We start from the raw sequence: 24,967 nt of genomic DNA, 5'->3' as shown, positions 1-24,967 counted from the left end.
CGTTCTCTCCTTAATACATATTTAAAGGATTAAAGTCAAATTGAAGACTTAAATCCTGAACTTCTTTTTTCTCTGATATATATTGTTCTATCCGATCTTTTAAAACCACCAGCTCATTATACCGATAATTCTTAATATAGACAACCCTTCTGTAAATATCACGGATTTTTGCAATTACCGGAGCTGACGGTCCGATTATCTTCATGTTCCGATCATCTACCGAACAGCTTCTGATATAATCACAGATATCTTCCGCCATCTGATCCAGAAAAGCTTCATCTGAACTTACCATCAATACCACCATCATATTCCATTCCGGCGGATATTTCATCAGTCCCCGATATGCCTCTTCTTCTTTATAAAAATAAGAATAATCCTGTTCGGCTGCTGCTTTTATCGCATAATGCTCCGGCTTATAGGTCTGGATCACAACCTTTCCCGGCTGTTCCCCTCTTCCGGCTCTTCCTGCCGCCTGGGTGATCAGATCAAAGGTTCGTTCTCCTGCCCGGTAATCATTCTGAAACAGCGTAAGGTCTGCAAGAATGATCCCAACCAGTGTTACATTTGCAAAATCATGTCCTTTTACGATCATCTGTGTTCCGACCAGAATATCAGCTTCTCCGTTTCCAAACTTTTCCAGGATCTGTTCATGCGCATTCTTCGCAGTTGTTGTATCCTTATCCATACGAAGGATCCTCGCCTGTGGAAACAATCTCTGTACCTCTTCCTCCACCTTCTGAGTTCCGGTTCCATATCCGCCGATCAACCCTGAATGACAGGACGGACATACTTTTGGCTGAGGCATCTGGAATCCACAATAATGACAGATCATCCGGTTATTTTCATGCCTGGTCAGGCTGACATCACAGTGCGGACATTTAAGTGCCTCACCACAGTTTCTGCATGAAACGAAGCTGTTATATCCTCTTTTATTGATAAATAACATTACCTGCTGCCTGCGGGCAAGCCGATCCGCGATATCATCTGCAAGCTCCCTGCTTATGATAGATCGGTTTCCTGCTTTTAATTCCTTTCTCAGGTCAACGATCGAGGTCTTTGCGAGCTGTCCGCTTCCCGCTCGTTCATGCAGTTCAAGCAAACGATACGTCCCGTTAAGTGCCCTGTGATAACTCTCAACGGACGGAGTTGCCGAACCAAGCAGTACACTTGCATGTTCAAGCTCTGCCCGCTTTACTGCAGTCTCACGGGCATGATATTTTGGCGGATAATCACTCTTATAACTGGATTCGTGTTCCTCATCTATAATAATGATTCCCAGATTCTGAAATGGTGTAAATAATGCCGAACGTGGACCGATCACAACATCTACATCCCCGTTCTTTGCCCGCATGAACTGGTCATATTTTTCTCCATCACTCAATCTGGAATTCAGGATTGTCACCCGGTCTCCAAAGTAATTCCTGAAATACCGTACGGTCTGATATGTCAGTGCAATTTCCGGGATCAGAACGATCGCCTGTTTTCCCATCTCCACTGTTTTCTTTACAATATTCACATAGACTTCTGTCTTACCGCTGCCGGTAATTCCATGCAGCAGATAAGTCTGTTGATGTCCCTGTTCCATATCATGGGTTATCTCATCTACTACAATCTGCTGTTCTTTGTTTAAAGTGATCTGAAATCCCTCTTTATAGTCATAAATCCCCGCCGTCCGATATCGTTCTTTGCTGATGACTGCGATGATTTTTTCCTGCTGCATCGCTTTCAGTGTAACCGAAGAGATATTCAGTCTCTGTCTGACAATATCCATTGACAGATACCGTTCCGGCAATTCTTCCAGCGCCTGTAGCAGCCGCAGCTTCGCCTGTGCATGTTTTTTCTGATATCGTTCTCTGACCTGTGCTAACTGTTCTGCATCCATCTGATCCGTCAGCACAACCATCTGATCCGTCAACTGCCGGATCGTCTTCTTTACCGGCATTACCATGCGGATTGCATTGATCATTGTAGATCCATAGTTCTCCCGGATCCATGCAGCGAGCGCAAGCAGTCGTCCTTCCACCGGAACCGACCGATCACAAAGTTCTGCAATCTTCTTGATCCGATCCGGCTGATATTCCGTCTGATCCGAAAAACCGATCACATACCCTGTACGAAGGTGGTTGCCTCTGCCAAATGGGATTTTAACCATGCTTCCTATCTGGATTTTTTCCTGTAATTCATCCGGTATCCGGTATTGAAACGGCCGGTCAATGGCTTCATGCGAAATATCGATTATTATATCCGCATATCTTGGTAACATCTTCTTCCTCCAGTATCTCCCGGATCAGGTCTCTCTCATCCATGTGATATTTCACACCCTTGATCTCCTGATAATCCTCATGTCCTTTACCTGCAAGTACGATCACATCGCCCGGTTCCGCATGCATGATAGCATACCGAATTGCTTCCTTCCGGTCAATGATCTCTACATATTTTCCTGTTGTCTTATCGATTCCTGTTTTTATATCATTGATGATTGCCTGTGGATCTTCTGATCTTGGATTATCCGATGTTATGATCGTGAGATCTGCCATATTTCCGGAAACCTCGCCCATCTCAAATCTTCTCTCTTTGGAACGGTCTCCTCCACATCCAAACAGGCTGACCAGTCTGCCAGGATTATATTCACGCAATGTTTCCAAAATGCTTTCAAGACTGACTGCATTATGTGCATAGTCGATCATGATCGTGAATTTGTCTGAGATTGGGATCAGTTCTACTCTTCCCTTTACCTTAATTGTTTTCAGGATTGCCTGTATCTTGTCAAATGAAACGCCCATCAGATCTGCAACTGCAATCGCTGCCAGTGAATTATAAATACTGAAATTACCCGGAAGATTAACCAGAACATCACCATTTAATTTTCCAGACAAATGATAACCAATACCCAGATGTCCGTCTTTGTTATACAGATTATGATCGTTTGCCTTGTAATCATAATCGCCATGAATTCCATAAGTCACAATCTTGCAGGCTGCATGCTCTGTCATCGTATCTACATGTGCATCATCTGCATTGAAGATACCCGTTTTGCACATCGTGAATAATTTGCTTTTCCACATTGCATATTCTTCAAATGTCTTATGTTCATTTGGTCCGATATGATCTCTGGAAAGATTTGAGAAAATACCGTAATCAAAATCAACCCCTGCCACACGGTCAAGCATCAATCCCTGTGAAGACACTTCCATAACAACACTGTCTAAGCCATTGTCGAGCATGTCCTTTAACTTCTTATGCACGATCATGGATTCCGGTGTCGTATTGTTCGCCGGTATGACTTCTTTTCCATCCATGATCTCAATTGTACCAATCAGTCCGGTCTTGTGTCCTGCACTCATCAGCATCTCACGGATCATATATGTTGTTGTTGTCTTGCCCTTTGTTCCTGTAATGCCGATCACTGTCAGCTTGGACGAAGGATTTCCATAAAAATTGCTGCTGACGATTCCCATCGCATACCGGGTACTTTCAACCTTTACGATCAACACACCCGGAACTGGATTTACGTCCTTCTGGACGATCAGACAGACAGCTCCTTTTTCTGTTACATCTTTTATATATTCATGCCCATCAAACTTGGCTCCCACTATACAGAAAAACAATCCCTGTGCTCCAACTTTTCTGGAATCATTATAAATCTCTTTTATCTCAATATCTTCATCTCCGCAGATAACCGAATACTGCAGTCCCTTTAATAATTCGCTTGCTTTCATATGCTGCTCTCCTTTTTAGAAAAGAAAAAGGTTGCGCAAAAATGCAACAACCTCTTTTTTTATTAGTTATCTTCTTCGTCGTCACCGACAATCTTTACTTTGCCGCTGTAAAGCTCATCAACTGCTATGGATAAAGGCTTATTGCTTGCTGTATTTACAAGTGGCTCCTGTCCTGCTATTATCTCTCTTGCGCGCTTAGCAGTTGCAAGCACGATAGAATATCTGCTCTGAACTACCGGATGTTCTCCAGGTTCAACCTCTGAATTTACAACTGCCATTAAGTCTGTGTATGATGGATGTAACATAAAATTATATCCCCTTTCTATATTTTTTCTTACCAGATGCCTTTCAGGTCATCTCTTATTTCTTTTATATAAGCCTGATTATTTGATGTTCTGCATGCATAGCCTACGATCACTGAATTCACCGTCTGTATACATTCTTCCAGATCATCATTGATCACTATGTAGTCATATTTATCCATGTCTGCAGACTCTTCTGTTGCTTTCTTTAAACGCTTCAGAATTACATCCTCTGCTTCCGTTCCTCTGCCCCGCAGTCTGTCGCGCAGGCTGTCAATGCTCGGTGCACTGATAAAGATCAGCAATGCATCAGGGTACTGTTCTTTGATCTTCATAGCACCCATGACTTCTATCTCAAGGATAATATTTTTACCCTGATTCAGACTTTCTTCCACAAATTTTCTTGGTGTACCATAGTAATTCTCAACATATTGTGTCCACTCGATAAATCCGCCATAATCTATCAGATTCTCAAATTCGCTCTTATCCATGAAAAAGTATTCTCTTCCATGTTCTTCTCCGGTCCGTGGACTTCTGGTTGTTGCTGATATCGATAATTCATATCCATAATCAGACACCAGTCTCTTTACAACGGTACCTTTTCCGACTCCGGAAAAACCTGAAATTACAATTAATGAACCTCTGTTTCCCATCTTTGTTTACTCCAAATTCTGTATCTGTTCTCTGACTTTTTCAATGTCCGTCTTTAATTCGATTGCACGGTTTGATACATCCAGTGAGTTTGCCTTGGAAAGGATCGTATTCGCCTCTCTGTTCATCTCCTGCGCAATAAAATCAAGTTTTCTTCCAACACTTCCACCTGCCTCCAGAATCTTTCTGGTGCTGTCAATGTGGCTCTTCAGACGAACCGTTTCCTCATCTACACAGATTTTATCCGCATATATAACAACCTCGGTTGCAATCCGGTTCTCATCGATTGCTGAGCTATCAATCAGTTCTGAAATCTTGTCGATCAATTTCTGACGATAAGCTGTTATAAGCTCCGGTGATACTTCTTCAATATAATCGACTGCAGCCGTCATATTGTCAAGCTTCTCCAGCAGATTAACCTTCAGGTTCTCACCTTCCACCATTCTTGACTTCACAAACTTATCAGCCGCCTCGTCAAGTGCACCTTGTATCAGGCTCCATAACTCATCTTCATCTACTGTCTGCTCTTCCAGAACAAAAACCTCCGGAAGTCTGCATATAATCGATGGACTGATATCATTTGTAAGATTAAAATCTGCTGCCATCTGATTCATATAGCCAACATATTCCTCTGCCAACTCTTTATTATATTTTACTGAGACATTTGTCTCGGTCAGATCTTCATAAGTGATAAAGACATCTACCTTACCACGTTCTATATACTTCTTTAAATATGCTCTTATAGTTGTTTCAAAAAAACTCAGTTTCTTTGGTGTTTTTACATTGATCTCGCAAAACCTGTGATTAACAGCCTTAATCTCCACAACTATCTTACGGGCTCCGGAAACGACTTCGCTTCGTCCAAAACCTGTCATGCTCTTAATCATAAAAATCACATTCTCCTTAAAACAATGGATACTATATTATACTTCAACCGCCATAAAAAATCAAATATTTTATCTCGTTACTTCTTCTATTCCACGGATCACCGGTTCTGCTATCATTGAATAATTCGTATGATAGATGACAAATCCCGGTTTGGCTCCTGCCGGCTTCTTCAGATTCATCCGTTTTGTATAGTCGATCTCCACCTTTGGATTCTCTCTTCCAGACGAATAATATGCTGCAAGCCTTGCCGCCTCTTCATAGGTCTGATCCGGAAGTTCTTCTGCTCCCTCCATCCGTACGATCACATGCGAGCCCGGCATCTTCTTTGCATGGAACCACATGTCCCCGCCATTTGCGAACTTAAATGTCAGTTCATCATTCTGCAGATTATTCTTGCCGACATATATATGAAAACCATCAGATGATATATAGTGATATGGCTTGCTCTTGCTGGTATGCTTATCCCCTTTTTTGCCATATCTTCCCTTGATATATCCGCTGATCATCAGCTCTTCTTTTACCTGAGCTAACGCATTTTCATCCAGTGTCATATCGATAAATGTCTGAACCGATTGTAGATATTCCAATTCATGTCTGGTCTCAACAGTCAGCTTTTCTAACGCCTCATATGTCCGCTTCTGCTTGTTGTACTTTGCAAAATACCGTTTGGCATTCTCAAGCACCGATATTGTCGGATCGAGTGGAATCTCGATTTCTTCATTTGTGTAATAATTCAATGCACGGAAGCTCTTTGTTCCCTGCTCCACTCCATATCCATAGGTATTGATCAGCTCACCATATACCTTATATTTCTCCCGACCTTCGGTATCCTTCATCTGCTTTAACTGCAGATCATATTTCTTGCTGGCTCTTTCAATCGCAGTTGAGATGATTTTCCGCAGATCTGCTGATTTCTGCCGGATTCTTGTTACCTTGCTCTTCTTAAAGTAATACTCATCTAAAACCTTTGAAATTTCATCCTTATCTTCTACCTGATAATTCTGATACATACTGAGTCTTACTGATGAAAATTCAACCGGAATATACCCATCATATACAATATTCGGCACATAGTTTTCTGTCTTTATATCGGAAACCATTTTCTCAAATTCCTGATACAGTTTCTCTTTCTGAATATCCGTTAACGCTGCTGTTGACTGTCCGCCATCGATTCCCACACGATAACAAAGCTCATTTGCGATCAGGGGTGAAATACCTGTAACTGAGGTATAAATTGCCTTTGTAACAGTCACAGGCTTTGTATATACCGCAGATGCAAAATAATCCTGATCTGCATCATATGGAGAACGCTTATCACCGGACGGCGGATATACATAAGCTTTACCTGGAAGGACCTCTCTCACCGAGCTTACCAGATGGGATATATGCTTGATACTGTCAATGATCATTCCATCCGCATCCGTGAAGATAATATTACTGTGCTTACCCATGATTTCTATAATAAGCTTCTTTTTGCACAGATCTCCCATCTCATCGAGGTGCTCGATCGTGAATTCCACGATACGTTCAAAGCCCGGCTGGCAGACATCTACGATCCTGCCATTTCCGATATGCTTACGAAGCAGCATACAGAAATTCGGAGCTGTCATCGGATTCTCCTTAGGCCCCTGCAGCAGATAGATCAGAGGCAGACTTGCATCTGCAGATAACAGTAAGCGGTAATTCTCCCTGTTGTTTTTTATAATAATATTCAGTTCATCATTTTCCGGCTGGTAGATCTTATAGATCCTTCCATCCACTAATTTCTTTTTCAGATCACTTACAACATTTGATATTACAACTCCGTCAAAAGCCATATGAAACCACCTTTCCTGCACAGATCCACCTGTTTTCGTACGACCGCAGCCCCAGATCTGTATGTTCTGCGGTAAAAAGGCAGAAAATGTATCGCAACATCTTCTGCCTGATTTTCATTTATGAAAAATGAGTTTAACCGTTTGTTTTATAATGAATTGTAAAGATCGTTATAGATCTTTGCTGAATTGTACCAGGAGTAATCCATTCTCATGCCACGCTCCTGAATACCATACCATGCGTCTTTGTTGTTATAATAAACTTCCTTTGCATAGTTGATCGCATCTAACAGCTCATATGCATTATAATTTGCAAATGAGAAACCTGTACCTGTATTCTCAAACTGGTTATATGGTTCTACTGTATCTTTCAGACCACCAGTCTCTCTTACGATCGGAACTGTTCCATAACGAAGTGCCATTAACTGGGTCAGACCACATGGCTCAAATCTGGATGGAACAAGCATAACATCACAGCCCGCATACATCTTATGGGATCTTTCATCCGAATAATAAATATTCGCAGAAACCTTTGCAGGATGAATGCCCTGATAATAACGGAACATATCTTCATATCTGCTGTCACCGGTTCCAAGAACGATGAACTGGACACCATCACAACAGATATCATTCATAATGCGATCAACCAGATCAAGTCCCTTCTGGTCTGTCAGTCTGGATATAATACCGATCACAAACTGTTTATCATCCTGTGGAAGTCCACATTCCTTCTGAAGTTCAACCTTGTTGATCTTCTTCAGTTCACGGAAATTGTCGACACTGTAATTCTTGTACACCTGTGAGTCTGTAGCAGGATTCCATACATCGTAATCAATTCCGTTTACAATTCCCCAGAGTGACTGCCATCTTGCACTCAGAAGCCCATCCAAGCCTTCACCGTAATATGGTGTCTGAATCTCTCTGGCATATGTGTTACTTACTGTTGTGATCTTGTCTGCATATACAAGACCACCCTTTAACATACTTGCATCTTTTCTGACTTCCAGCTTATCCGGTGTGAACACATAATCCGGAAGACCGGAATCTGCCTTGAGCGTATCGATATCCCACTTACCCTGGAACTGTAAATTGTGGATTGTCATAACAGACTTCATGCCACTGAAAAACGGATTTCCGGCAAATAACGTTTTCAAGTATACCGGAACCAGACCAGCCTGCCAGTCATGGCAGTGCAGAATATCCGGCTGGAATCCTACTGCCGGCAGAATACATAATGCTGCCTTTGAAAAGAAGCTGAACTTTTCAATATCCCACTTTACATCTCCGTATGGGGTAAATCCATTGAAGTAATATTCATTATCAATAAAATATACTTTTACTCCTTCGTATTCCAGATACATAACCCCGACATAATCATTCTTATATCCGATATCCATATAGAAATGGGTCAGATACTGCATTTTTTCTCTGTATTTATTTGGAATACAAAGATAGTTCGGCATGATAACCCGAACATCATATTCATTTCTGTCAAATATTTTTGGAAGTGTTCCTACAACATCCGCCAGACCACCCGTTTTGATAAATGGTACACACTCTGAAGCAATATAAGCAACTTTCTTCATCTTCTCTTATTTCCTCCCATGGAATAACTCCAAAATAATATTAATTTTATCATATTTATACATATAATTCAATGAATAAAGGTGCTGCATTTTATTGCAATTATAAAATTTGGCTGTAGACTTTTGGTCACTTTTCCATTATGATGAAAATGATCGGTCAACACAGTTTTGAATGGTATCCGGCATACCCGGAAATGACCGTCAATTTTATTTTAATAAGGAGACCAAACATGGCAAAACAGAATGATGATGAATTAGATGATATCGAAATGATGTCACTTGAACTCGACGACGGAACAAACCTCGAATGTGAGATTGTTGCTACCTTTGATGTTGAGGATACCTCTTATATTGCTTTGCTTCCTGTCGAAGCACCGGAAGGTTATGATGATGACGAGGTTCTTGTATACCGTTATATTGAACTTCCAAACGATGAATTCACACTGGAACCAATTGATGATGAAGAAGAATTCGATATGGTTGCTGATGCTTTTGATGAAATTCTGGATGAGATGGAATTCAATTCCATGTCTGAAGATGACTAATCATCTTCAGACACAGTAACCAGATTATTTTTTATCGTATATTCGATACTTAATGTTTTTGTAATCTGATCTTTTTCAAAATACACACAGATTTTTTTATCATCCACAAATGTTATGACACCTTTGCCATATCGTTTGTGGATGATTTTATTTCCAACCTGCAGCATATCATAGTCGATCACCATTTCTGTTACAAACCGGGAAATCTGTCCCGTCTTTCCATACACCACCTTCGGTACATAGATATACAGACCATATCGTGCCCTGGTAACGGCAACATAGAACATTCTCCGTTCTTCCTCCAGTTCCGCATCTGTGACCGATTTCTTATGGGGCGTCATTCCTTCTACTGCATTCATGATAAATACCTGATCAAACTCCAGTCCTTTTGCCCCATGCATCGTCGCAAGTACAACTGCATCCTTTGCGTGTTCCGCTGTTTTCCCCTGTTCCTTCAGTTTTATCCTGTATTCATTTAACAGGTTAAACCACTCAATAAAGGAATCGGCACCTCTTGCCATCTCCTGAAATTCATCCGCAATATCCATATACTCCTGTGGATCGATTCCTCTATATGAAGCATATTCCTTCAGATATTCATCATACCCAACCGCTTTCCTGATATAATTAACGGCTGCATATGGTTTTAATTCTGCGATTCTCCTGAAATCCGTTTCCAGGGTTACCAGATTCTGCACTATCCTGTGATTGTCCTTATAGAATTCCTGCATCCGCTCCAGATCTACCGGATCAGTTTCCAGACACTCCCGGCTTATATACCGGTTCGGTCGATTTATGATCCGTAAAAATAATGCCCGTTCTCGGTTTCCAAGTGCTGCCTTAATATAATCAAGGATATTCACAACGACAAAATGGGAAAACAGATCCGGCATATTATCCTTCATCCGGAATGGAATATTATTCTGCATCAGCTTCATTGCAAGTCCGGATGGTTCCGAATTGGTACGATAAAGAATAGCAATATCCAAATATGGGATACCCTGCTGATTCATCTCCCGGATTTTCTGTATGATACCATCTGTTTCCTGCCGCATTCCCTCGACTTCAATCACATGCACACGCTCACACTGACTTTTCTCAAATGCAGACCGGATCTCCTTCTGATACCGCTTCTTATTGTTCTTAATGATACGTCCTGCCGATTCCACGATTGCACTGCTGCATCTGTAATTTATACTTAAGCAGACCATCCGGGTATCCGGGAAATCATCCGGGAAGCCAAGCATGATCCTCGTATCTGCGCCACGGAATCCATAAACAGACTGGTCGTCGTCTCCCACCGCAAATATATTATGTTCTTTTCCTAACAGCAGCTTCACAGTCTGATACTGGATCCTGTTAATATCCTGAAACTCATCAATCAGAATATACCGGAACCTCTGCTGCCACATTCTCCGGATATCCGGTCTATCCCGAAGCAATTCATATGTAAATACGAGCATATCATCAAAATCAATCTTATTATTCGCCCGAAGTACCTCTTCATACTCCCTGTAAGCGATCCGGAAATCTTCCGGCTTCATGTTCATCGAATGATACTGTCCGATCGGTGTCAGTTCACTTTTTACCAGACCGATCTCTGCAATTACATTTTTTGCAAAATCATCCTGTCCATTGTATTCCATATTATGTTTTTCAATAATACTGCGAATGATCTGATATTTCTCCGATTCCAGTATGATATTGCTTCCATTATATCCATAGGCTTGACGTAAGATCATAAAGAATACCGAATGAAAGGTTCCAAAAGTAACACCACTCGAATATCCCATTATTTTCTCAAACCGGCTTTTCATCTCACCTGCTGCTGCCTTGGTAAAAGTGATCACCAGGATCTGACTTCCATTTACCCGACCATGCTCCAACATATATTTCACCCGGTGCGTGATCACCGTCGTTTTTCCACTTCCCGGTCCCGCCAGAACTAGCATTGGCCCTTTTTCATGCCGGATCGCTTCTAATTGTTCCTTACTGAATTGCTGTTTTTCTTCCAATCGTTCTTCCCTTCAACAGAAAAGAGAACAGGACGGATACAACCATCTGTCTGTTCTCTTTCTCTTTCCTGTTATAAAATTCTGCTGTAGTTCTTCTTTATCAGATTATCTACCGCAGCATTTCTTATACTTCTTACCACTACCACAAGGGCATGGATCATTTCTTCCAACCTTTGGAGGCTTTACAAGTGTTCTGGATGTCTTCTCTTTCTTATAGAGTTCATCTCTCTTTTCCTGTGTAAGGATCTTGTCCCATGCAGGTAATGTATATAACCATTCTGCATTGCATCCAACCATATTCATATACAGCTTCTCATAATCAATACCAAGTGTTACTTCTGAATCCTCTGTAACCTCGTCGAGATTATTCGATGTGATCAGACTGTCATCAATTCCATCCAGGAAACCGATCATGGTCTGGATACTTACTTCAAACTTCTCTGCAAGTGCCTTTACTGTTCCTTTTACAGGATCTGCCTTTGGATTTGCAAGAATTATTTCATAAATACCTTTTTCTGCCTGAAAATAATCAAACCAGAACTGCTTTCCTTCTGGTGTTCTGTCATCAAAACCATACGCATAATCGCGCCACTGTGATAATAAACTCATGTTACATACCTCGTTTCAATTTTTAAAACTTTATAGAGTATATCAGATAATCCCTTATTTTTCAACATTATTCTTTTTTGTTTCATCTGACGACACAGCCTGATCTGCCAGTTCTTTTCCTTTTGCTGTAAGCAGCTTTGTGATCAGACTGATTCCATAAAATAATACCGGGACCAGAATGCACAGAAATAATGCCGCTGAAAAATATTCACTGCCTGTTATTCCCAAGATAAATGCCCAGACAACCAGTCCAAGAATCACAAGGACCATAAGAAAGGCTGCTATCCGCTTCATTTTCTCCATTAAAGTTCTTCCTTTATCTTCTTAAAATATTGTTTTATGTTCTGCTCATATCCATTATCCGTCGGTTCATAAAACTGTCTGTCTGCGATCTCATCAGGCAGATACTGCTGCTTTACATAATGATTTGGATAATCGTGTGCATATTTATAACCTGTATGTCCAAGCTTCTTTGCTCCGCCATAATGTGCATCCCGCAGATAGACCGGAACCTGTCCTGTCTGCTCATGTTCCACAACATTTTTTGCAGAAAAGATTGCATTCACGATCGCATTACTCTTTGGAGCGCACGCCACGTAGATCGCCGCATGTGCAAGTATGATCTGAGCCTCCGGCATACCGACCCGCTCTACCGCCTGCGCACATGCTGTTGCAACACAGATTGCATTTGGATCCGCATTTCCAACATCCTCACAGGCACATATCATGATCCGTCTTGCTATAAATGTAATGCTTTCTCCACCGCACAGCATCTTTGCCAGATAAAATACGGCAGCATCCGGATCGGAACCACGCATACTCTTGATAAATGCAGAAATGATATCATAATGATTGTCTCCGTCCTTATCATATCGGAATGCTCTTCTCTGAATACATTCCTCTGCCACCGACAGCGTAATATGAATCTGCCCATCTGCTTCCGGTTCAGAAGAAAGAACTCCAAGCTCTACTGCATTTAGTGCACTTCTGGCATCACCTTCTGACATATCACTTAAGAATTCCACGGCATCATCATCTATACATGCATTAAAGGCTCCCATGCCCTTCTGGTCATAAACAGCCTTTAATATGATCTCTTTTATATTTTCTTTTGACAACGGTTTTAATTCAAAAATATTAGATCTTGAAATTAAAGCCCCATTCACTTCAAAGTAAGGATTCTCTGTCGTTGCTCCGATCAGGATGATCGTTCCATCCTCCACAAATGGAAGCAGATAATCCTGCTGTGATTTATTAAAGCGATGAATCTCATCAATAAAAAGTATGGTTCGTTTTTCATACATTGCCTTCATATTCTTCGCTTCTTCTATGATCTGCTCCATATCCTTCTTACCGGAGGTTGTTGCATTGATCTGCTTGAAATCCGCCTTTGTCGTATGTGCGATCACCATGCAAGCGTCGTTTTTCCGGTTCCCGGCGGTCCGTAAAAATCAGCGAGCTAAGCTTATCCGCCTTTATCGCACGATAGAGTAATTTCTCTTTTCCGATAATATGCTCCTGCCCGATCACCTCATCCAAGCTCTCAGGTCGCATTCGTTTTGCCAGAGGAGAATCATCATCCTTCTGGTTTTCTCTCATATAATCAAATAAATCCATTCTTATTCATCCTAAATAACATCAAGCTTCTTAAGGATCTCGTTGAATTTCATAATATCAATCGGTTTGCAGATGTAATCATCATAATCATCACTGGCCTGATTGCTGTCAAAGCTGGTTTCATCCAGTGCACTTGTCATAATAACCTTTGACCGTAACATTCTGGATACGCCATGCTTTCTCTCTGCATTTCGAATCGATGCAAGTACCTTATATCCATCGATCTTCGGCATCATGATATCCAGACAGACAAGTTCAAAATTTTCGCCCTTTTCCAAATGATTTACAAATTCATCAACAGCTGCAATTCCATCTGGTGTAATTACAACTTCTCCAAATTTACTTAAATATTTTGATAAAAACTTTGCATTTGCAACATCGTCCTCAGCAATTAATATTCTCATGACAAACTTCCTCCTACTTTAAAATCTAAGCATCTTTTCAATCTGGTTCAGCATCTCTTTTACTTCAACACGAAATGTTTTCTTGGAATATTTGGTTCTTCGCTCTAAAAGACCCTCTGTAAATATACCGTTAAACATCAATGTCAATTCCCGTGGGGTAAATACCTCCCGAATCTCTCTGTCTGCTATAGCGTCTTCAAACAGCTTACAGACAAATTCATTTCTCTTCAGAATACATTCAGAAATAACCTCTCGTGTCTCACTCAGATGCAATAATTCCTCATAATGCAGCATAATCGCACCCATACCGATATAATTATCATAATAGGTTGCATATGTATCTGCATAAAACCGTAACTTATCCATATTCGATCCGGTCTGGTGATCCACGGTCATCTGGATATTCTTATCAAATGCCGCATACTGTACGACCACTTCCGTCAATACTTCATCAATACCCCCGAAGTATTTATAGATCAAAGTTTCGGATATATTTTCCTTACGAGCCAGATTCTTGGTTGTCAGAGCATTCAATCCCAGATCGCCTATTAATTCAACTGCCGATGCAACGATCTTATCCCTTCTTGAAACGTAATTCTCAGCCACACCGTTCTCCTCTCAACACATAAACTTACACCCAATATATACTATATAATTCTATGTCATGCTCTTTCGTTTGTCAATCAAAAAAGCTTCAAATTAATATACGCAGAACACAGTTGTAAACTTCTCTTTTTTCTTTTGTTTTCAAGGTGCTTTTATGCCTGTGTTTCTGATGAAACACCTGTTTTTATACAGTTACAGTCGTCAGCATATGCTTTTTCCGGTCGTAATAATAAACATTATAAGAAAGGATATCCTGTCGGTGAAGCACACTGTCATTTGCTTCTTTCACAATATCTGCCAGCATCTTTGGCTCCGACACTTTTCCAGCCTCCACAAACATACACTCATGAATACTGGACGGCATAATATAGATACTGTCCCCGGCAAGCTCCGTACACATATCAAGGATTCCCCGGTACAACATAGCTCCGGCTCCGTTTAATCCCATTTCATTTGATATTACATACAGTTCTCCGCACTCGCCCGAAAACTCATCTTCCACAAATGCTGGAAGACAGTTTCTCGCCTTCAGATATGCTGTGATCCGGTCGATCACTGGAGGGAAATATCTTGGAGTATTCTTTTCTGCCAGTTGGTAAAGTGTCTTCGTATCTGTATGCCATCGTTTCAGATCATCCTCTGATACCGTTGAGGATGCCAGACCATTTTCACCTTTATGAAAGACACATCGAAATATGATCGCCAGATCATGAAACGGAATATACGGAACATGCTCCAGATATTCTTCATTCATACTTTGATTCACAACCGTATAGATCAGCCGGTTCTTCACCCAGTTAAAATCCATATAGTTCTGAATTTCATTGTCGGATGATACTTTGGTACATCGTTCCGTAAAGATATCCTTTATCCTCAAAACAACAGTATGTATCTCCTCCTTTTGAATATCCTCTCTGTAAAAATCATCAATATATATCGTTGGTGTTATCATGGAATTTCTGTCCCTTATATTGATTCCTGTAAGGATCAGCCCATTATTTTTTACAACTCTGGTAACCGCAACCTCCATATTGTCCGGTTCAAATAAAACCGCCAGCCCATCTCTGACTGTTTCTGTAAATTCATTAAATTTCATTTTATCTCTCCTTCGCAGCTTCTTTGTCTGAAACATTTCGAAAAAATGATAAAATCCGGATTCTATTACTGAAATATTTCTTCCATCATGATAAAGAATTTCCTATGTACCGTCAACATTTTGCGTGTGTTTATTTGTAACAGCTTGTGCGTTTCTGTAACAGTTTTTCTTCCGAACAAGCAAAAACGGATGTGTATTTCGCATCTTTCTTATCAAAATCTGCAAAAAACACATCCGCTCTTATATTTTTTTATCGATGGATAACAATGCTTTTATCCGCCTGCTCACAGGCAAAACCAGCCATCCCTATTTATATTCTTTTACACATTTTGTCAAAAAACTGACAAATGCGTCCATCTCTGCATCCGTTCCGATCGAGATTCTCAGATAATTGTCAATCCTTGGCTTATCAAAATAACGCACATAGATATTATTCTCTTTTGCCGCAGCAAAGATCTCCTTTGCAGGAATACTCTCATGTGTTGCAAATACAAAGTTTGCAGATGATGGCAGACAGGTAAATCCAAGCTCTGCTATCTCTTTCACAAATCTTTCTCTGGTTGCAATGATCTGTCCAACCTTCTCCCTGAAATATGCATCATCATGAATGGATTCTACACCGAGCACCAGAGACGGTCGGTTCATCGTATATGAATTATAGGAGTATTTCACATCATTTAAGGCTTTGATCAGTTCAGGGTTGCTGATCGCATAACCGATTCGAAGTCCCGCCATGGAACGTGATTTTGAAAAGGTTCTGACTACCACAAGATTGTCGTATTTGTCGATCAGCGGAAGTGCTGTTTCTCCTCCAAAATCAATATATGCCTCATCTACGATCACGATCACGTCCGGATTGTTCTTTATGATCTCCTCTACATGATCCAACGATTCGTAGATACCGGTCGGTGCGTTTGGATTCGGGAATACGATTCCACCGTTTTCGCCCTTATAATCATCTATCTTCAGACGGAAGTTCTCATCAAGTGGCATCTGCTTATATGGAATCCGGAACAGTTCTGCCCATACATCATAAAAAGAATATGTGATATCCGGAAACAGAATCGGTTTATCCGAATTAAAGAAGGTCAAAAATGACATTGCAAGTACATCATCGGAACCTACACCTACAAATACCTGTGATGCATCCACACCATGATACTCCGCCAGTGCATCCACCAGTGCGCCTGCTGTCGGATCCGGATATAACCGTAACAGATCCTCATTATCCTGAACCGCTTTTACTCTTGGAGACGGTCCATACGGATTCTCATTTGTATTTAATTTGATCACATTTGTATTTTTTGGCTGCTCACCAGGTACATATGGCTCAACCTGACGAATATTATCTCTCCATGATGCCATGATTTATCCTCCATGTTTTCTCTGCTAATCAGCAGGTTATCGTTTTCAGTTGTCTATTCTATCATTTTGCAGGATGAGATACAAGATAAGAATCATCTGACACTTATTTATAAAAGGACTCTCCAGTTATTCTCACATTTTCCCTGCACGACCAGATTTTCATCTCCGATCAACTGGTAATTATCATACCCCATTGTGACATCTGCAATTACATCAACTGCATTTTTTCCAATGCTTTTTTCATTATTAATCTGCTGCCTATTTCCTTGTGCAACCAGGTTAACAACCTTATTCTGCATCTCGTTTGAAGATTTTCTTGTTATTATAAATGAAACAACCCCTACTGTTATCGTGATCACAATAAAAAACAGCAGTATTGTCTTTGCCTTAAATTTTCGTATCTGAATTTCTGTTTTTGTATTTTCTGAAAATGCCATTTTCCGCTCCATATTCAAACCGACATACTACAACCTTCGTTCTATGCCGGGGATAGGTACATTCTATATCTGTACTGCCCGGATAGAAATGTTATACTCAATTTTTCAGATATGACAAATAAATCCTTTTATAACAGAATGTGTGTTTTCCAAATTCCGGCTTTGTAAAATAAAAATGATATTATAGCTCCAACAGCTGTCGCGATCGGTATAGATATCGCAATTCCTCTTACACCAAGTTCACAAAGGAACGCCAGAACATATGCTAACGGAATACGAACGATAAATGCAGATATCATATTTGTAACCAGCGTAATCCATCCATTTCCAGTTGCGGTTGAAACCGTATTAAATGACATGATAAATGGAAGTCCCACATATTCAAACGAAAAAGCAAAGATATATGGCAGACCATAGGCCAGGACATCTTCTTTTACGCCAAACAGATGAAATATCTGCTCCGGGAATATGTGCATCAACGTAAACACGACCAAAGACACACCAATACAGAGAACCAGACAACAGTGCATAGTCTTTGATGATCGTTTCACATCTTTCTTTCCCATATTCTGTGCGATCATAGCTGATGCAGCCGAGCTGATCGCTGCTTCCGGAAGAATAGCAAATCCATTAAAATTATTTACTATTCCTGCTGCAGCCGATGCCGCTACGCCCCCCGCCCTGTTAATGAATGTAGTCAAGATCAAAAACGAAAAATTTGTACCAACCATTTGAATACTAAGCGGCAATCCGGTACGAAACAGAGTGTGGAATTCCTCTTTTATAAAATGGAAAGAAGATGGTTTGAAATCAAACATAAAATCATGATGTTTTAAATATATTATACAAAATAACATCGAACAGCCCTGTGCAAATACAGTTGCAACAGCGGCACCACCGGCTCCTAAATGAAATCCGGCAACCAGCACCAGATCCAGAATAATGTTGATCACACATGCAATCATAACAAAGATCATCGGTGTCCGGCTGTCACCAAGTCCACGCATAATTGCACTTAATGCATTATAACCATAAATAAATAATAAGCCCAAAGTGCAAATAAACAAATACTGTTCTGCCTGTGAAAATGCCTCTTCAGGTGTATCAAGTAATCGAAGTAACGGCTGTTTTAATATAAATAACAGTACCATAAATACTGCTGCCATAACTGTCAATGTTATGAGTAATGTACTGATTGCTCCATTGATCTTATCCTTACGCTTTGATCCAAGATAATTTCCAAGCATCACAGTTCCTCCGCCTGACAGTCCCGCGGCAAGATTTGTCAGGATCACAAGCACCTGTCCTCCGATATTCGCTGCCGATATGGAATTTGTTCCGCCAAAATGTCCTAAAATGATCAGATCTATCAGACTGTATAAGGACTGGATCAAATTACTGATAAAAAACGGCACAGCAAACCATACAAGCTGCTTCCAGATATTCCCTTTTGTAAGATCATGTTCAAATGTACTCATGTCTGCATTCACCTCTTTTGTAATTAAAATGGTATATATTCTTTATTAAATCCATGTTTTTACTTCTAATTTATATACTCTAACATATTTATATCGCCAGACTGTATTGCCTGAATATTCTTTTTAATTCGTTCTTCTTTCCAGTCCCACCATCTGATTTCTTTAAATTTCTGAATTGTTTCTTCATCAAATCGTTTACGGATTGGTTTTGCCGGTACTCCTCCAACTATCGTATATGACGGCACATCTTTTGTTACTACTGCACGAGTGCCTATAATTGCGCCATCACCGATTGTTACACCAGACAAAATAACTGCTTCATATCCAATCCACACATCATTTCCAATTTTTAGTTTATCCTTATTAACAGGATAATGATACAAAACATTATTTTTTTCAAAATCAATCGGATCATGTACAAAATCGTTGTACATTGTATAATCCCCTACCTCTATATCAGGGGTATTTATTGCATTTTTCAGATAAACGATCTGTTTATCGAATGTTCTTGGGAAAATATTATCTTTCATTTTCGGCCTCCTGTTGTCGAAAATATCTGTATAATTCTCGAAATCTCCATAACTGCAACCTTCAGCATCACGCCACCGGACATTTTAGTTTGATGTATTTTTCTGCATTTCCTGTAGAAAATGATCCATGTGATCTTCCAGAAGCCTTATCACCCGACTCTTGTCATCTACTCCATCATATATGCTGTAAAGCAAAAAAATAGGTCCATAAAAATCAAGTGCTGTCTGCCTGGCTTTTCTTGCATCCCCCAGCATATTCGAGAACAAAGCTTCTATATAAGTTAATGGTCCACCTGCAAGATAATTCTGATATAACTGTGCCATCTGCGGCTCCCTGTACTGTTCCAATGTCAGCATCTTACGGAAACAGGATGAGAATTCTTCTTCTGTCCAGTGAAGAAACTGCACCTTTGTAAACTGCTTAATTTTATTATATGCTGTTTCTTTGTACTCAGCTGTAACCTTTTCCAGATCGCCCTCCGGCATTTCATACCGCTTTACTCTCTCCATATCCAGTTCATTCATTTTGTCAATAATACTGTCCAATATCTCCTGCTTGCTTTTATAATGCTTATACAATGCAGCCTTGGTTACTCCAAGGTTTGAAGCAATATCATTCATGGATGTTCCCATATATCCACTCTGTGCAAATAATTTTAAAGCTTCTTCCAGTATTTTGTCCTTTGTATTCTTTTCTTTAATCTCCACACTTGTCTCCTAAATCGGCCTCATCAATCGGTTACCTTTTGGCCACCTTATTATAGTTACCTATCGGTTACTTGTCAACAGCTATTATTTGAAAATAGAAAAGAACATCGTTAACTGCCTATCAAACTCTTCCACTTCCTGCTCGTCAACCAGATAGCCCTCCGGCAATCCGTGATAACGGATACCATACTCGCTTGCCTGTCTGAAACCACTCTTACCATAAAAATCAATATTTTCCTTCATGATATTATATTTTACAAAATCATCCAATGACACCGTCTCATACTTTTCAGGCATTCTCTCTTTATCATCCTCCGGCATATCATGATCTGATGCCTGCTCACTTTCCTGTTGCTTCATCCGCTCCACAATACAGTTAAAAATATCTTTTTTGCTCTTATAACGACGGTATAATCTCCCTTTGTCATACCAAGTTCTCCTGCTATCTGGCTGACTGAGACAGCCTCGTAACCATCCCTGGCGAAAAGATTAAGTGCCGCAATTAATATTTCTTCTTTCCTATTACTCATACTAATAACCTCCGGGCAAAAAATAAACGACCGTTTACACTTTTATTTTAGTAAACGTTCGTTTATTTGCCAAGGCTTCATTTTTTAACATTTAAGCAAAACCTGAAATGTTCTCATATCGGCTTTTACACAAAACAAATAAACTATAGCCGAACGGTATATTTGTTTGCATAATATACCATTCGGCTATGCCTATCATAAATAAATTTACTTACTAACAGAAACATCCATAATACAATCTGTCTGATCATAATCTATAGAAACACTATATCCATCATCCCGCTCCGCATCATAAGAATCCTCATCTTTATCTGCGTCCTTTGTATATCCCCTTTTCTTGCATAAATCCATATATTCCTCAAATTGTGACTCTGATACTCCATACACATCAAAGCATAGATAATCATCCAGATCTAATGTTACTTTTATAACTTCTGCTTCCGGCTTATCAATCTCTGTTCCAATCTCTTTTTCTGTCCATTGTACGGTCTCTTCACTATCAGATTCCAAGGAGTATTTCTGTGATTTGAAATCATAATATTCTGTATATAATCTACCATTACTTACGAATTCTATTGTTGCAATATCCGGCTGCATAAGTTCCAGATGTGCTTTATCCTTTAAATAATAAATTCCAGAAAAATAGTGACATGGTACGTTAGATACTTCATCTCCTTCTTTCACCAATCTTTCTACACTTGTATTCATTCCAATTGTTTCTTCTTTTATTTTAATCATATCGTCATCACTCAAATTAAATTTCCTCTCTATGTCCGAATAAAACTTTTGTTTTTCTTCTTCCGTTATTTCCTCTTTTTCAGTATAGTCCAGGCCGAAATAAACAATGTCCAACTTTGAATTATTTACATAATTCATCACAATATGTCTGTCTCCATCTATTATTCCTTCTCCTACATTCCAATCAATATCCTCAATTTTTACAGTTTCAGAGTCTGTTTTTTTATTATCTTTTTGCTCTTGATCTGTTCCTACACTGTGACAACCTGCTAGCAACATGATTGCCCCAATAAATGTTGTGATTATAATTTTCTTTTTACTTCTCATTTGTCTTCCCTCCATTTTCAGATTTTCCATTAATGCTATTAATATAAACTCTCGCCTGTTGAATAAGTTCCGTCATTTTTTCTGTTTCACATTCAAGCATTCTCACATGTACTTCCATCGCATCTTTTCTTACATTATCAGGTGCATCTATAATTTCTTTTACCTCCTCCAGTTTAAACCCAAGCTGTTGTAAGAAACGAATCATTTGTGCTCTCTGAAACGCCTGCTCATCATATAGCAAATGACCATATTTATTTTTTGCCGAAGGCTTCAATAAACCAGCCTGCTCATAACATTGAATACTTCTTCTTGAAACATTCAATCGTTCACACATTGTTCTTAAAGTCATTAGTTCCATATACATCCTCCTTCAGCCTAAATCTGCACGTTACGTGCTGTCAAAGGCTTTTATGATTTTTTATTTCATAAAAGAGAATGTTTTTTTCGCGAACCATTTCCCATGCTACAAATTATTCGGTTATGTCCCTCTTTGTATCTTCAATTAATTCATTCAGTTTTTTCATAGCACTCTCAGGTTTATTTCTAACCAGAAGATTTCTCAGTTCCTCTAAATCTCTTAACAATTTTCTGTTAAATGCTGTAAATATAATTGTATTATCTTCCGATTCTCTATACATATCATTTATCTCCTATTCAAATTCTAATTTTACTTTTCCGTTTGTTATGATCTTTCTGATGCTATTTCCAGATTAAATCTGCACGTTACGTGCTGTCAAAAAATTTTTCTCTTATAAAAGAAATTGTATTTTTCGCGAATATGAGAAGCTCTGAAAGATATTCATGAATTTGAAATCTGTCAGGCATGGGACAAAATGCCACATCTGGTTGAATTTACAAAGAACTCGAAGATCGTCATAAGTTTCCAAATTCAAGTAATCCATCTTCTGTCACTATTCCAGAAGAATCATTTGCTAATATTCTTGTATTGACTTTAGAAGATGCATCGTGATATGTTCGTTGTTTCTCCTTGCTGACGTACTTGCCCTCGGACAGATCTGTGTATCTTACATGCTTGAGCTTGTCTGTCTCTGTGCTGTTCTTCTCGTCAATCTTCGCCTGTACCTGCTTATACAGGTCATCTCCTAGCAGTTCCTTTAATTCCATTGTTCCATCCTTTCTGGCTTTAATCGTAGCCACACATGGCAGTTATCACTCTTGCCGGAGTTATTCTTTGTCGGTCACAGTTTTACTGCCTTGAGCCGATTTTGGGCATAAAAAAAGACCATGGTAAAAACACGGTCTGAATTATCTGCTATTCCGTTTCTACTCCACTATTACCCAGTCTTCAGCAAGACAATCGTTTATACTCGGCACCCACATGGAGTGTGAACCATCAACACATCTGATCTGCAGATATGGGTTACACTTGAATAAGTCACCCTCGCTGATTCCCCAGGCTTCTGCGGTCTGCTTGTTACATGGTATGCCATCAGGATATCCCTTCTGGAATACAACAAACATTCCTTTGCCATTCCAACCCTTTCTTGCAACTCTGAAGCCCTTCTTGAGCATTTCAAGAGCAATTCCAAACGTCATGTTGTCACATGGTCTGTATGCTTCGTTAAACTGCTTCTCCGGCGACCAGCTCTCATATCCATCTGAATATCTTACGAGATAGCCTTCATCTGCTGGATTTTCTTCCGCTGGAATCTGCCATCCTCTGTAATTGTTATAGTCGCCTCTTGTCATCGGTCTTGCCTCAATCTGTTTTGTTCCAATGTACTTCTGCATTCTTTCATCCTCCTATTTTTTGCATAAAAAAAACACCATACATCTCTGTACAGTGCTCGTAATCCATCTAGCATTATTTTCTATTCTTCTCCTATGTGTCTTTTGCCGGGTTTATATAGTTCTTCTATAACTCCATTGGCTATATCTCCGCCTACGTATCCTGGACCATACAACTTGTCTAAATGAGATAAAAATTCTGCATCACGAGGCAAAGTACCAAACTTTTCTCTTTGTTTATCATATTCTTCATACGATGTAATATTTAAAAATTCTTCTTTTAAATTCATTTTAAAGACTCCTCTACTAACCCGATTTCATATGTACTAAGGATTGTTTTATCTTTTTGATACACTCTGAAAAGCTCTGAGGTGGATTCCAATAAAAATTCAGTTTTTATACTTCCATCCGGATTAACAGCATCAGATATGCGGCTAACATATAACCTGCCTTGATATTCGCTAATAAATTTATCGCCATGCAAAATATATATTGCAAATTTTTGCCCTGCATCATTTTCGTATATTTCCGTAGTAATATTTTTATCGCTTAATCCCTCAGTTAAATATTTCTTATACTTTTCCACAACTTTAGGATCCAGCATACGTTCTTCTATCAGATGTCCAAATTCATGGTCTATATCCTCTTTCTCAGCGCCTTTGGCAACGTTAATAATGCCTTTTTTCACATCACAACTACTGCCGTTCTGCCCCATATTAAAGGTTACATCAGCCATTGCTTTCTGAACTTTATCCGGTAACTGTGAATATGCGTCAACAACAGCTTTTTCATCTCTAATAATGCCAGCATCAGACTTTGATGCCTTGAACATTATATCTCTTATATTATCACCGTTTTGGGTATTTGCAACATCTTTTTCATGCTCAATCTCAAACGACACCTTAAAGTACTTTGTCTGGTACTCTTCAAAATCCTTTGTCTTATCCAACCCGAAGTATTCCGCTCGCTTTCTCAGAGTCTGAAGCTCTTCATCATCCAGCGCCCATCTGGCACGCTGCAAGAGACAACACCAGCAGTTGCAGTCTTCCGCCGGATCTCCAAACATCCCCGGAGCATCTACTTGTACACCACCAGCTTCAAAAGGTTCATCTATTTCACGAATCTGTCCGTCAAGCAGTCTATGCAGATCTCTTGTATTGCCATCAAAAGTGGAAAGCCTCAGATCATCCATGTTCCATTCACGCCGAAGGAAATAGATCTACTCTGGAAGAACATAAACTATGGTGTTGTTG

At 39.7% G+C, this 24,967-nt stretch carries 28 protein-coding genes and 1 pseudogene; 1 reads left to right on the top strand and 28 read right to left on the bottom strand.

Going from position 1 to position 24,967, the window contains the following annotated elements:
* Nucleotides 1-10: 10 nt before the first annotated feature.
* From priA to glgA, 7 genes are all read right to left on the bottom strand, one after another.
* The gene (gene priA / locus DW959_RS00225; protein WP_117822811.1) at nt 11-2,263 is read right to left on the bottom strand and encodes a primosomal protein N'; all 2,253 of its coding nucleotides are present in this window, start codon (nt 2,261-2,263) and stop codon (nt 11-13) included.
* Nucleotides 2,220-3,719, bottom strand: coding sequence for a UDP-N-acetylmuramoyl-L-alanyl-D-glutamate--2,6-diaminopimelate ligase (locus tag DW959_RS00220; RefSeq protein ID WP_117807719.1), 1,500 nt, complete (start codon nt 3,717-3,719; stop codon nt 2,220-2,222). The genes priA and DW959_RS00220 overlap by 44 nt, the downstream gene beginning before the upstream one ends.
* A 62-nt stretch (nt 3,720-3,781) precedes the next feature.
* Complete coding sequence (rpoZ, locus tag DW959_RS00215) at nt 3,782-4,024, bottom strand: DNA-directed RNA polymerase subunit omega (protein ID WP_021943235.1); 243 nt, start codon at nt 4,022-4,024, stop codon at nt 3,782-3,784.
* Between the two features lie 29 nt (nt 4,025-4,053).
* Nucleotides 4,054-4,674, bottom strand: a complete 621-nt coding sequence (gene gmk, locus DW959_RS00210) for a guanylate kinase (RefSeq protein WP_021943234.1) — start codon at nt 4,672-4,674, stop codon at nt 4,054-4,056.
* A gap of 6 nt (nt 4,675-4,680) precedes the next feature.
* Nucleotides 4,681-5,559 carry a YicC/YloC family endoribonuclease gene (locus DW959_RS00205; protein ID WP_117822813.1) on the bottom strand — a complete coding sequence of 293 codons (879 nt, stop codon included), beginning with the start codon at nt 5,557-5,559 and terminating at the stop codon, nt 4,681-4,683.
* 69 nt (nt 5,560-5,628) lie between these two features.
* Nucleotides 5,629-7,377, bottom strand: coding sequence for an NFACT RNA binding domain-containing protein (locus DW959_RS00200; protein ID WP_117822814.1), 1,749 nt, complete (start codon nt 7,375-7,377; stop codon nt 5,629-5,631).
* Between the two features lie 146 nt (nt 7,378-7,523).
* On the bottom strand, nt 7,524-8,960 hold the full coding sequence (gene glgA, locus DW959_RS00195) for a glycogen synthase GlgA (protein ID WP_021943231.1): 1,437 nt from the start codon (nt 8,958-8,960) through the stop codon (nt 7,524-7,526).
* A 230-nt stretch (nt 8,961-9,190) separates the two neighbouring features.
* Between glgA and DW959_RS00190 the strand changes: the two genes are divergently transcribed.
* The gene (locus DW959_RS00190) at nt 9,191-9,505 is read left to right on the top strand and encodes a DUF1292 domain-containing protein (RefSeq protein WP_021943230.1); all 315 of its coding nucleotides are present in this window, start codon (nt 9,191-9,193) and stop codon (nt 9,503-9,505) included.
* Here the strand turns inward: DW959_RS00190 and DW959_RS00185 are convergent.
* From DW959_RS00185 to DW959_RS00095, 21 genes and pseudogenes are all read right to left on the bottom strand, one after another.
* Nucleotides 9,502-11,520: an ATP-dependent helicase gene (locus DW959_RS00185; RefSeq protein WP_117807722.1), complete on the bottom strand. Its 2,019-nt coding sequence runs from the start codon at nt 11,518-11,520 to the stop codon at nt 9,502-9,504. The genes DW959_RS00190 and DW959_RS00185 overlap by 4 nt on opposite strands.
* Nucleotides 11,521-11,625: 105 nt before the next feature.
* Nucleotides 11,626-12,129 carry an SEC-C metal-binding domain-containing protein gene (locus DW959_RS00180; protein WP_021943228.1) on the bottom strand — a complete coding sequence of 168 codons (504 nt, stop codon included), beginning with the start codon at nt 12,127-12,129 and terminating at the stop codon, nt 11,626-11,628.
* Between the two features lie 54 nt (nt 12,130-12,183).
* Nucleotides 12,184-12,432 (bottom strand): hypothetical protein, encoded by a 249-nt coding sequence (locus DW959_RS00175; RefSeq protein WP_117822816.1) that lies wholly within the window; start codon nt 12,430-12,432, stop codon nt 12,184-12,186.
* Nucleotides 12,432-13,746: pseudogene (locus DW959_RS00170) on the bottom strand (replication-associated recombination protein A). Before DW959_RS00170 ends, DW959_RS00175 begins: the two are co-directional and overlap by 1 nt.
* An 11-nt stretch (nt 13,747-13,757) precedes the next feature.
* Nucleotides 13,758-14,150, bottom strand: a complete 393-nt coding sequence (locus DW959_RS00165) for a response regulator (RefSeq protein ID WP_021943225.1) — start codon at nt 14,148-14,150, stop codon at nt 13,758-13,760.
* A gap of 18 nt (nt 14,151-14,168) precedes the next feature.
* Nucleotides 14,169-14,756 (bottom strand): TetR/AcrR family transcriptional regulator, encoded by a 588-nt coding sequence (locus tag DW959_RS00160; protein ID WP_117807723.1) that lies wholly within the window; start codon nt 14,754-14,756, stop codon nt 14,169-14,171.
* A 184-nt stretch (nt 14,757-14,940) separates the two neighbouring features.
* Complete coding sequence (locus tag DW959_RS00155; RefSeq protein WP_117822820.1) at nt 14,941-15,852, bottom strand: DUF5688 family protein; 912 nt, start codon at nt 15,850-15,852, stop codon at nt 14,941-14,943.
* A gap of 306 nt (nt 15,853-16,158) precedes the next feature.
* On the bottom strand, nt 16,159-17,217 hold the full coding sequence (gene hisC / locus DW959_RS00150; protein WP_117822822.1) for a histidinol-phosphate transaminase: 1,059 nt from the start codon (nt 17,215-17,217) through the stop codon (nt 16,159-16,161).
* Between the two features lie 107 nt (nt 17,218-17,324).
* The gene (locus tag DW959_RS00145) at nt 17,325-17,654 is read right to left on the bottom strand and encodes a hypothetical protein (protein WP_117822824.1); all 330 of its coding nucleotides are present in this window, start codon (nt 17,652-17,654) and stop codon (nt 17,325-17,327) included.
* A gap of 128 nt (nt 17,655-17,782) precedes the next feature.
* Nucleotides 17,783-19,132 carry an MATE family efflux transporter gene (locus DW959_RS00140; protein WP_117822826.1) on the bottom strand — a complete coding sequence of 450 codons (1,350 nt, stop codon included), beginning with the start codon at nt 19,130-19,132 and terminating at the stop codon, nt 17,783-17,785.
* Between the two features lie 65 nt (nt 19,133-19,197).
* The gene (locus DW959_RS00135; protein WP_117822828.1) at nt 19,198-19,662 is read right to left on the bottom strand and encodes a CatB-related O-acetyltransferase; all 465 of its coding nucleotides are present in this window, start codon (nt 19,660-19,662) and stop codon (nt 19,198-19,200) included.
* A gap of 84 nt (nt 19,663-19,746) precedes the next feature.
* The gene (locus DW959_RS00130; protein ID WP_117822830.1) at nt 19,747-20,370 is read right to left on the bottom strand and encodes a TetR/AcrR family transcriptional regulator; all 624 of its coding nucleotides are present in this window, start codon (nt 20,368-20,370) and stop codon (nt 19,747-19,749) included.
* An 84-nt stretch (nt 20,371-20,454) separates the two neighbouring features.
* Complete coding sequence (locus DW959_RS14305) at nt 20,455-20,730, bottom strand: hypothetical protein (protein ID WP_226801111.1); 276 nt, start codon at nt 20,728-20,730, stop codon at nt 20,455-20,457.
* The gene (locus DW959_RS14300; RefSeq protein WP_226801110.1) at nt 20,727-20,900 is read right to left on the bottom strand and encodes a helix-turn-helix domain-containing protein; all 174 of its coding nucleotides are present in this window, start codon (nt 20,898-20,900) and stop codon (nt 20,727-20,729) included. Before DW959_RS14300 ends, DW959_RS14305 begins: the two co-directional genes overlap by 4 nt.
* A 207-nt stretch (nt 20,901-21,107) precedes the next feature.
* Nucleotides 21,108-21,965, bottom strand: coding sequence for a DUF6591 domain-containing protein (locus tag DW959_RS00120; RefSeq protein WP_117822832.1), 858 nt, complete (start codon nt 21,963-21,965; stop codon nt 21,108-21,110).
* Nucleotides 21,955-22,323, bottom strand: a complete 369-nt coding sequence (locus DW959_RS00115; protein ID WP_161117288.1) for a MerR family transcriptional regulator — start codon at nt 22,321-22,323, stop codon at nt 21,955-21,957. The genes DW959_RS00120 and DW959_RS00115 overlap by 11 nt, the downstream gene beginning before the upstream one ends.
* Nucleotides 22,324-22,435: 112 nt before the next feature.
* Nucleotides 22,436-22,603 carry a hypothetical protein gene (locus DW959_RS14065; protein WP_173784089.1) on the bottom strand — a complete coding sequence of 56 codons (168 nt, stop codon included), beginning with the start codon at nt 22,601-22,603 and terminating at the stop codon, nt 22,436-22,438.
* A 235-nt stretch (nt 22,604-22,838) separates the two neighbouring features.
* Nucleotides 22,839-23,123, bottom strand: coding sequence for a hypothetical protein (locus tag DW959_RS00110; RefSeq protein WP_147340247.1), 285 nt, complete (start codon nt 23,121-23,123; stop codon nt 22,839-22,841).
* Between the two features lie 126 nt (nt 23,124-23,249).
* Nucleotides 23,250-23,717 (bottom strand): DUF2829 domain-containing protein, encoded by a 468-nt coding sequence (locus DW959_RS14295; protein ID WP_226801109.1) that lies wholly within the window; start codon nt 23,715-23,717, stop codon nt 23,250-23,252.
* A gap of 80 nt (nt 23,718-23,797) precedes the next feature.
* Nucleotides 23,798-24,004 carry a hypothetical protein gene (locus tag DW959_RS00100; RefSeq protein ID WP_117822836.1) on the bottom strand — a complete coding sequence of 69 codons (207 nt, stop codon included), beginning with the start codon at nt 24,002-24,004 and terminating at the stop codon, nt 23,798-23,800.
* Entirely contained in the window at nt 24,001-24,906 is a 906-nt protein-coding gene (locus tag DW959_RS00095) for a hypothetical protein (RefSeq protein ID WP_173784088.1), read from the bottom strand. The genes DW959_RS00100 and DW959_RS00095 overlap by 4 nt, the downstream gene beginning before the upstream one ends.
* Nucleotides 24,907-24,967: the final 61 nt, after the last annotated feature.

The sequence above is a fragment of the Clostridium sp. AM46-21 genome (assembly GCF_003480025.1).
Lineage (GTDB): Bacteria > Bacillota > Clostridia > Lachnospirales > Lachnospiraceae > Coprococcus > Coprococcus ammoniilyticus.
This window is presented reverse-complemented; position numbering and strand designations above follow the sequence as displayed.

Bases quoted from the DNA above. Each gene is read 5' to 3' on its own strand.
- priA (WP_117822811.1), bottom strand. From the start codon at position 2,263: ATGTTACCAAGATATGCGGATATAATAATCGATATTTCGCATGAAGCC.
- DW959_RS00220 (WP_117807719.1), bottom strand. From the start codon at position 3,719: ATGAAAGCAAGCGAATTATTAAAGGGACTGCAGTATTCGGTTATCTGC.
- rpoZ (WP_021943235.1), bottom strand. From the start codon at position 4,024: ATGTTACATCCATCATACACAGACTTAATGGCAGTTGTAAATTCAGAG.
- gmk (WP_021943234.1), bottom strand. From the start codon at position 4,674: ATGGGAAACAGAGGTTCATTAATTGTAATTTCAGGTTTTTCCGGAGTC.
- DW959_RS00205 (WP_117822813.1), bottom strand. From the start codon at position 5,559: ATGATTAAGAGCATGACAGGTTTTGGACGAAGCGAAGTCGTTTCCGGA.
- DW959_RS00200 (WP_117822814.1), bottom strand. From the start codon at position 7,377: ATGGCTTTTGACGGAGTTGTAATATCAAATGTTGTAAGTGATCTGAAA.
- glgA (WP_021943231.1), bottom strand. From the start codon at position 8,960: ATGAAGAAAGTTGCTTATATTGCTTCAGAGTGTGTACCATTTATCAAA.
- DW959_RS00190 (WP_021943230.1), top strand. From the start codon at position 9,191: ATGGCAAAACAGAATGATGATGAATTAGATGATATCGAAATGATGTCA.
- DW959_RS00180 (WP_021943228.1), bottom strand. From the start codon at position 12,129: ATGAGTTTATTATCACAGTGGCGCGATTATGCGTATGGTTTTGATGAC.
- DW959_RS00175 (WP_117822816.1), bottom strand. From the start codon at position 12,432: ATGGAGAAAATGAAGCGGATAGCAGCCTTTCTTATGGTCCTTGTGATT.
- DW959_RS00165 (WP_021943225.1), bottom strand. From the start codon at position 14,150: ATGAGAATATTAATTGCTGAGGACGATGTTGCAAATGCAAAGTTTTTA.
- DW959_RS00155 (WP_117822820.1), bottom strand. From the start codon at position 15,852: ATGAAATTTAATGAATTTACAGAAACAGTCAGAGATGGGCTGGCGGTT.
- hisC (WP_117822822.1), bottom strand. From the start codon at position 17,217: ATGGCATCATGGAGAGATAATATTCGTCAGGTTGAGCCATATGTACCT.
- DW959_RS00145 (WP_117822824.1), bottom strand. From the start codon at position 17,654: ATGGCATTTTCAGAAAATACAAAAACAGAAATTCAGATACGAAAATTT.
- DW959_RS00140 (WP_117822826.1), bottom strand. From the start codon at position 19,132: ATGAGTACATTTGAACATGATCTTACAAAAGGGAATATCTGGAAGCAG.
- DW959_RS00135 (WP_117822828.1), bottom strand. From the start codon at position 19,662: ATGAAAGATAATATTTTCCCAAGAACATTCGATAAACAGATCGTTTAT.
- DW959_RS14305 (WP_226801111.1), bottom strand. From the start codon at position 20,730: ATGAAGCAACAGGAAAGTGAGCAGGCATCAGATCATGATATGCCGGAG.
- DW959_RS14300 (WP_226801110.1), bottom strand. From the start codon at position 20,900: ATGAGTAATAGGAAAGAAGAAATATTAATTGCGGCACTTAATCTTTTC.
- DW959_RS00120 (WP_117822832.1), bottom strand. From the start codon at position 21,965: ATGAGAAGTAAAAAGAAAATTATAATCACAACATTTATTGGGGCAATC.
- DW959_RS00115 (WP_161117288.1), bottom strand. From the start codon at position 22,323: ATGGAACTAATGACTTTAAGAACAATGTGTGAACGATTGAATGTTTCA.
- DW959_RS14065 (WP_173784089.1), bottom strand. From the start codon at position 22,603: ATGTATAGAGAATCGGAAGATAATACAATTATATTTACAGCATTTAAC.
- DW959_RS14295 (WP_226801109.1), bottom strand. From the start codon at position 23,717: ATGCAGAAGTACATTGGAACAAAACAGATTGAGGCAAGACCGATGACA.
- DW959_RS00100 (WP_117822836.1), bottom strand. From the start codon at position 24,004: ATGAATTTAAAAGAAGAATTTTTAAATATTACATCGTATGAAGAATAT.
- DW959_RS00095 (WP_173784088.1), bottom strand. From the start codon at position 24,906: ATGGATGATCTGAGGCTTTCCACTTTTGATGGCAATACAAGAGATCTG.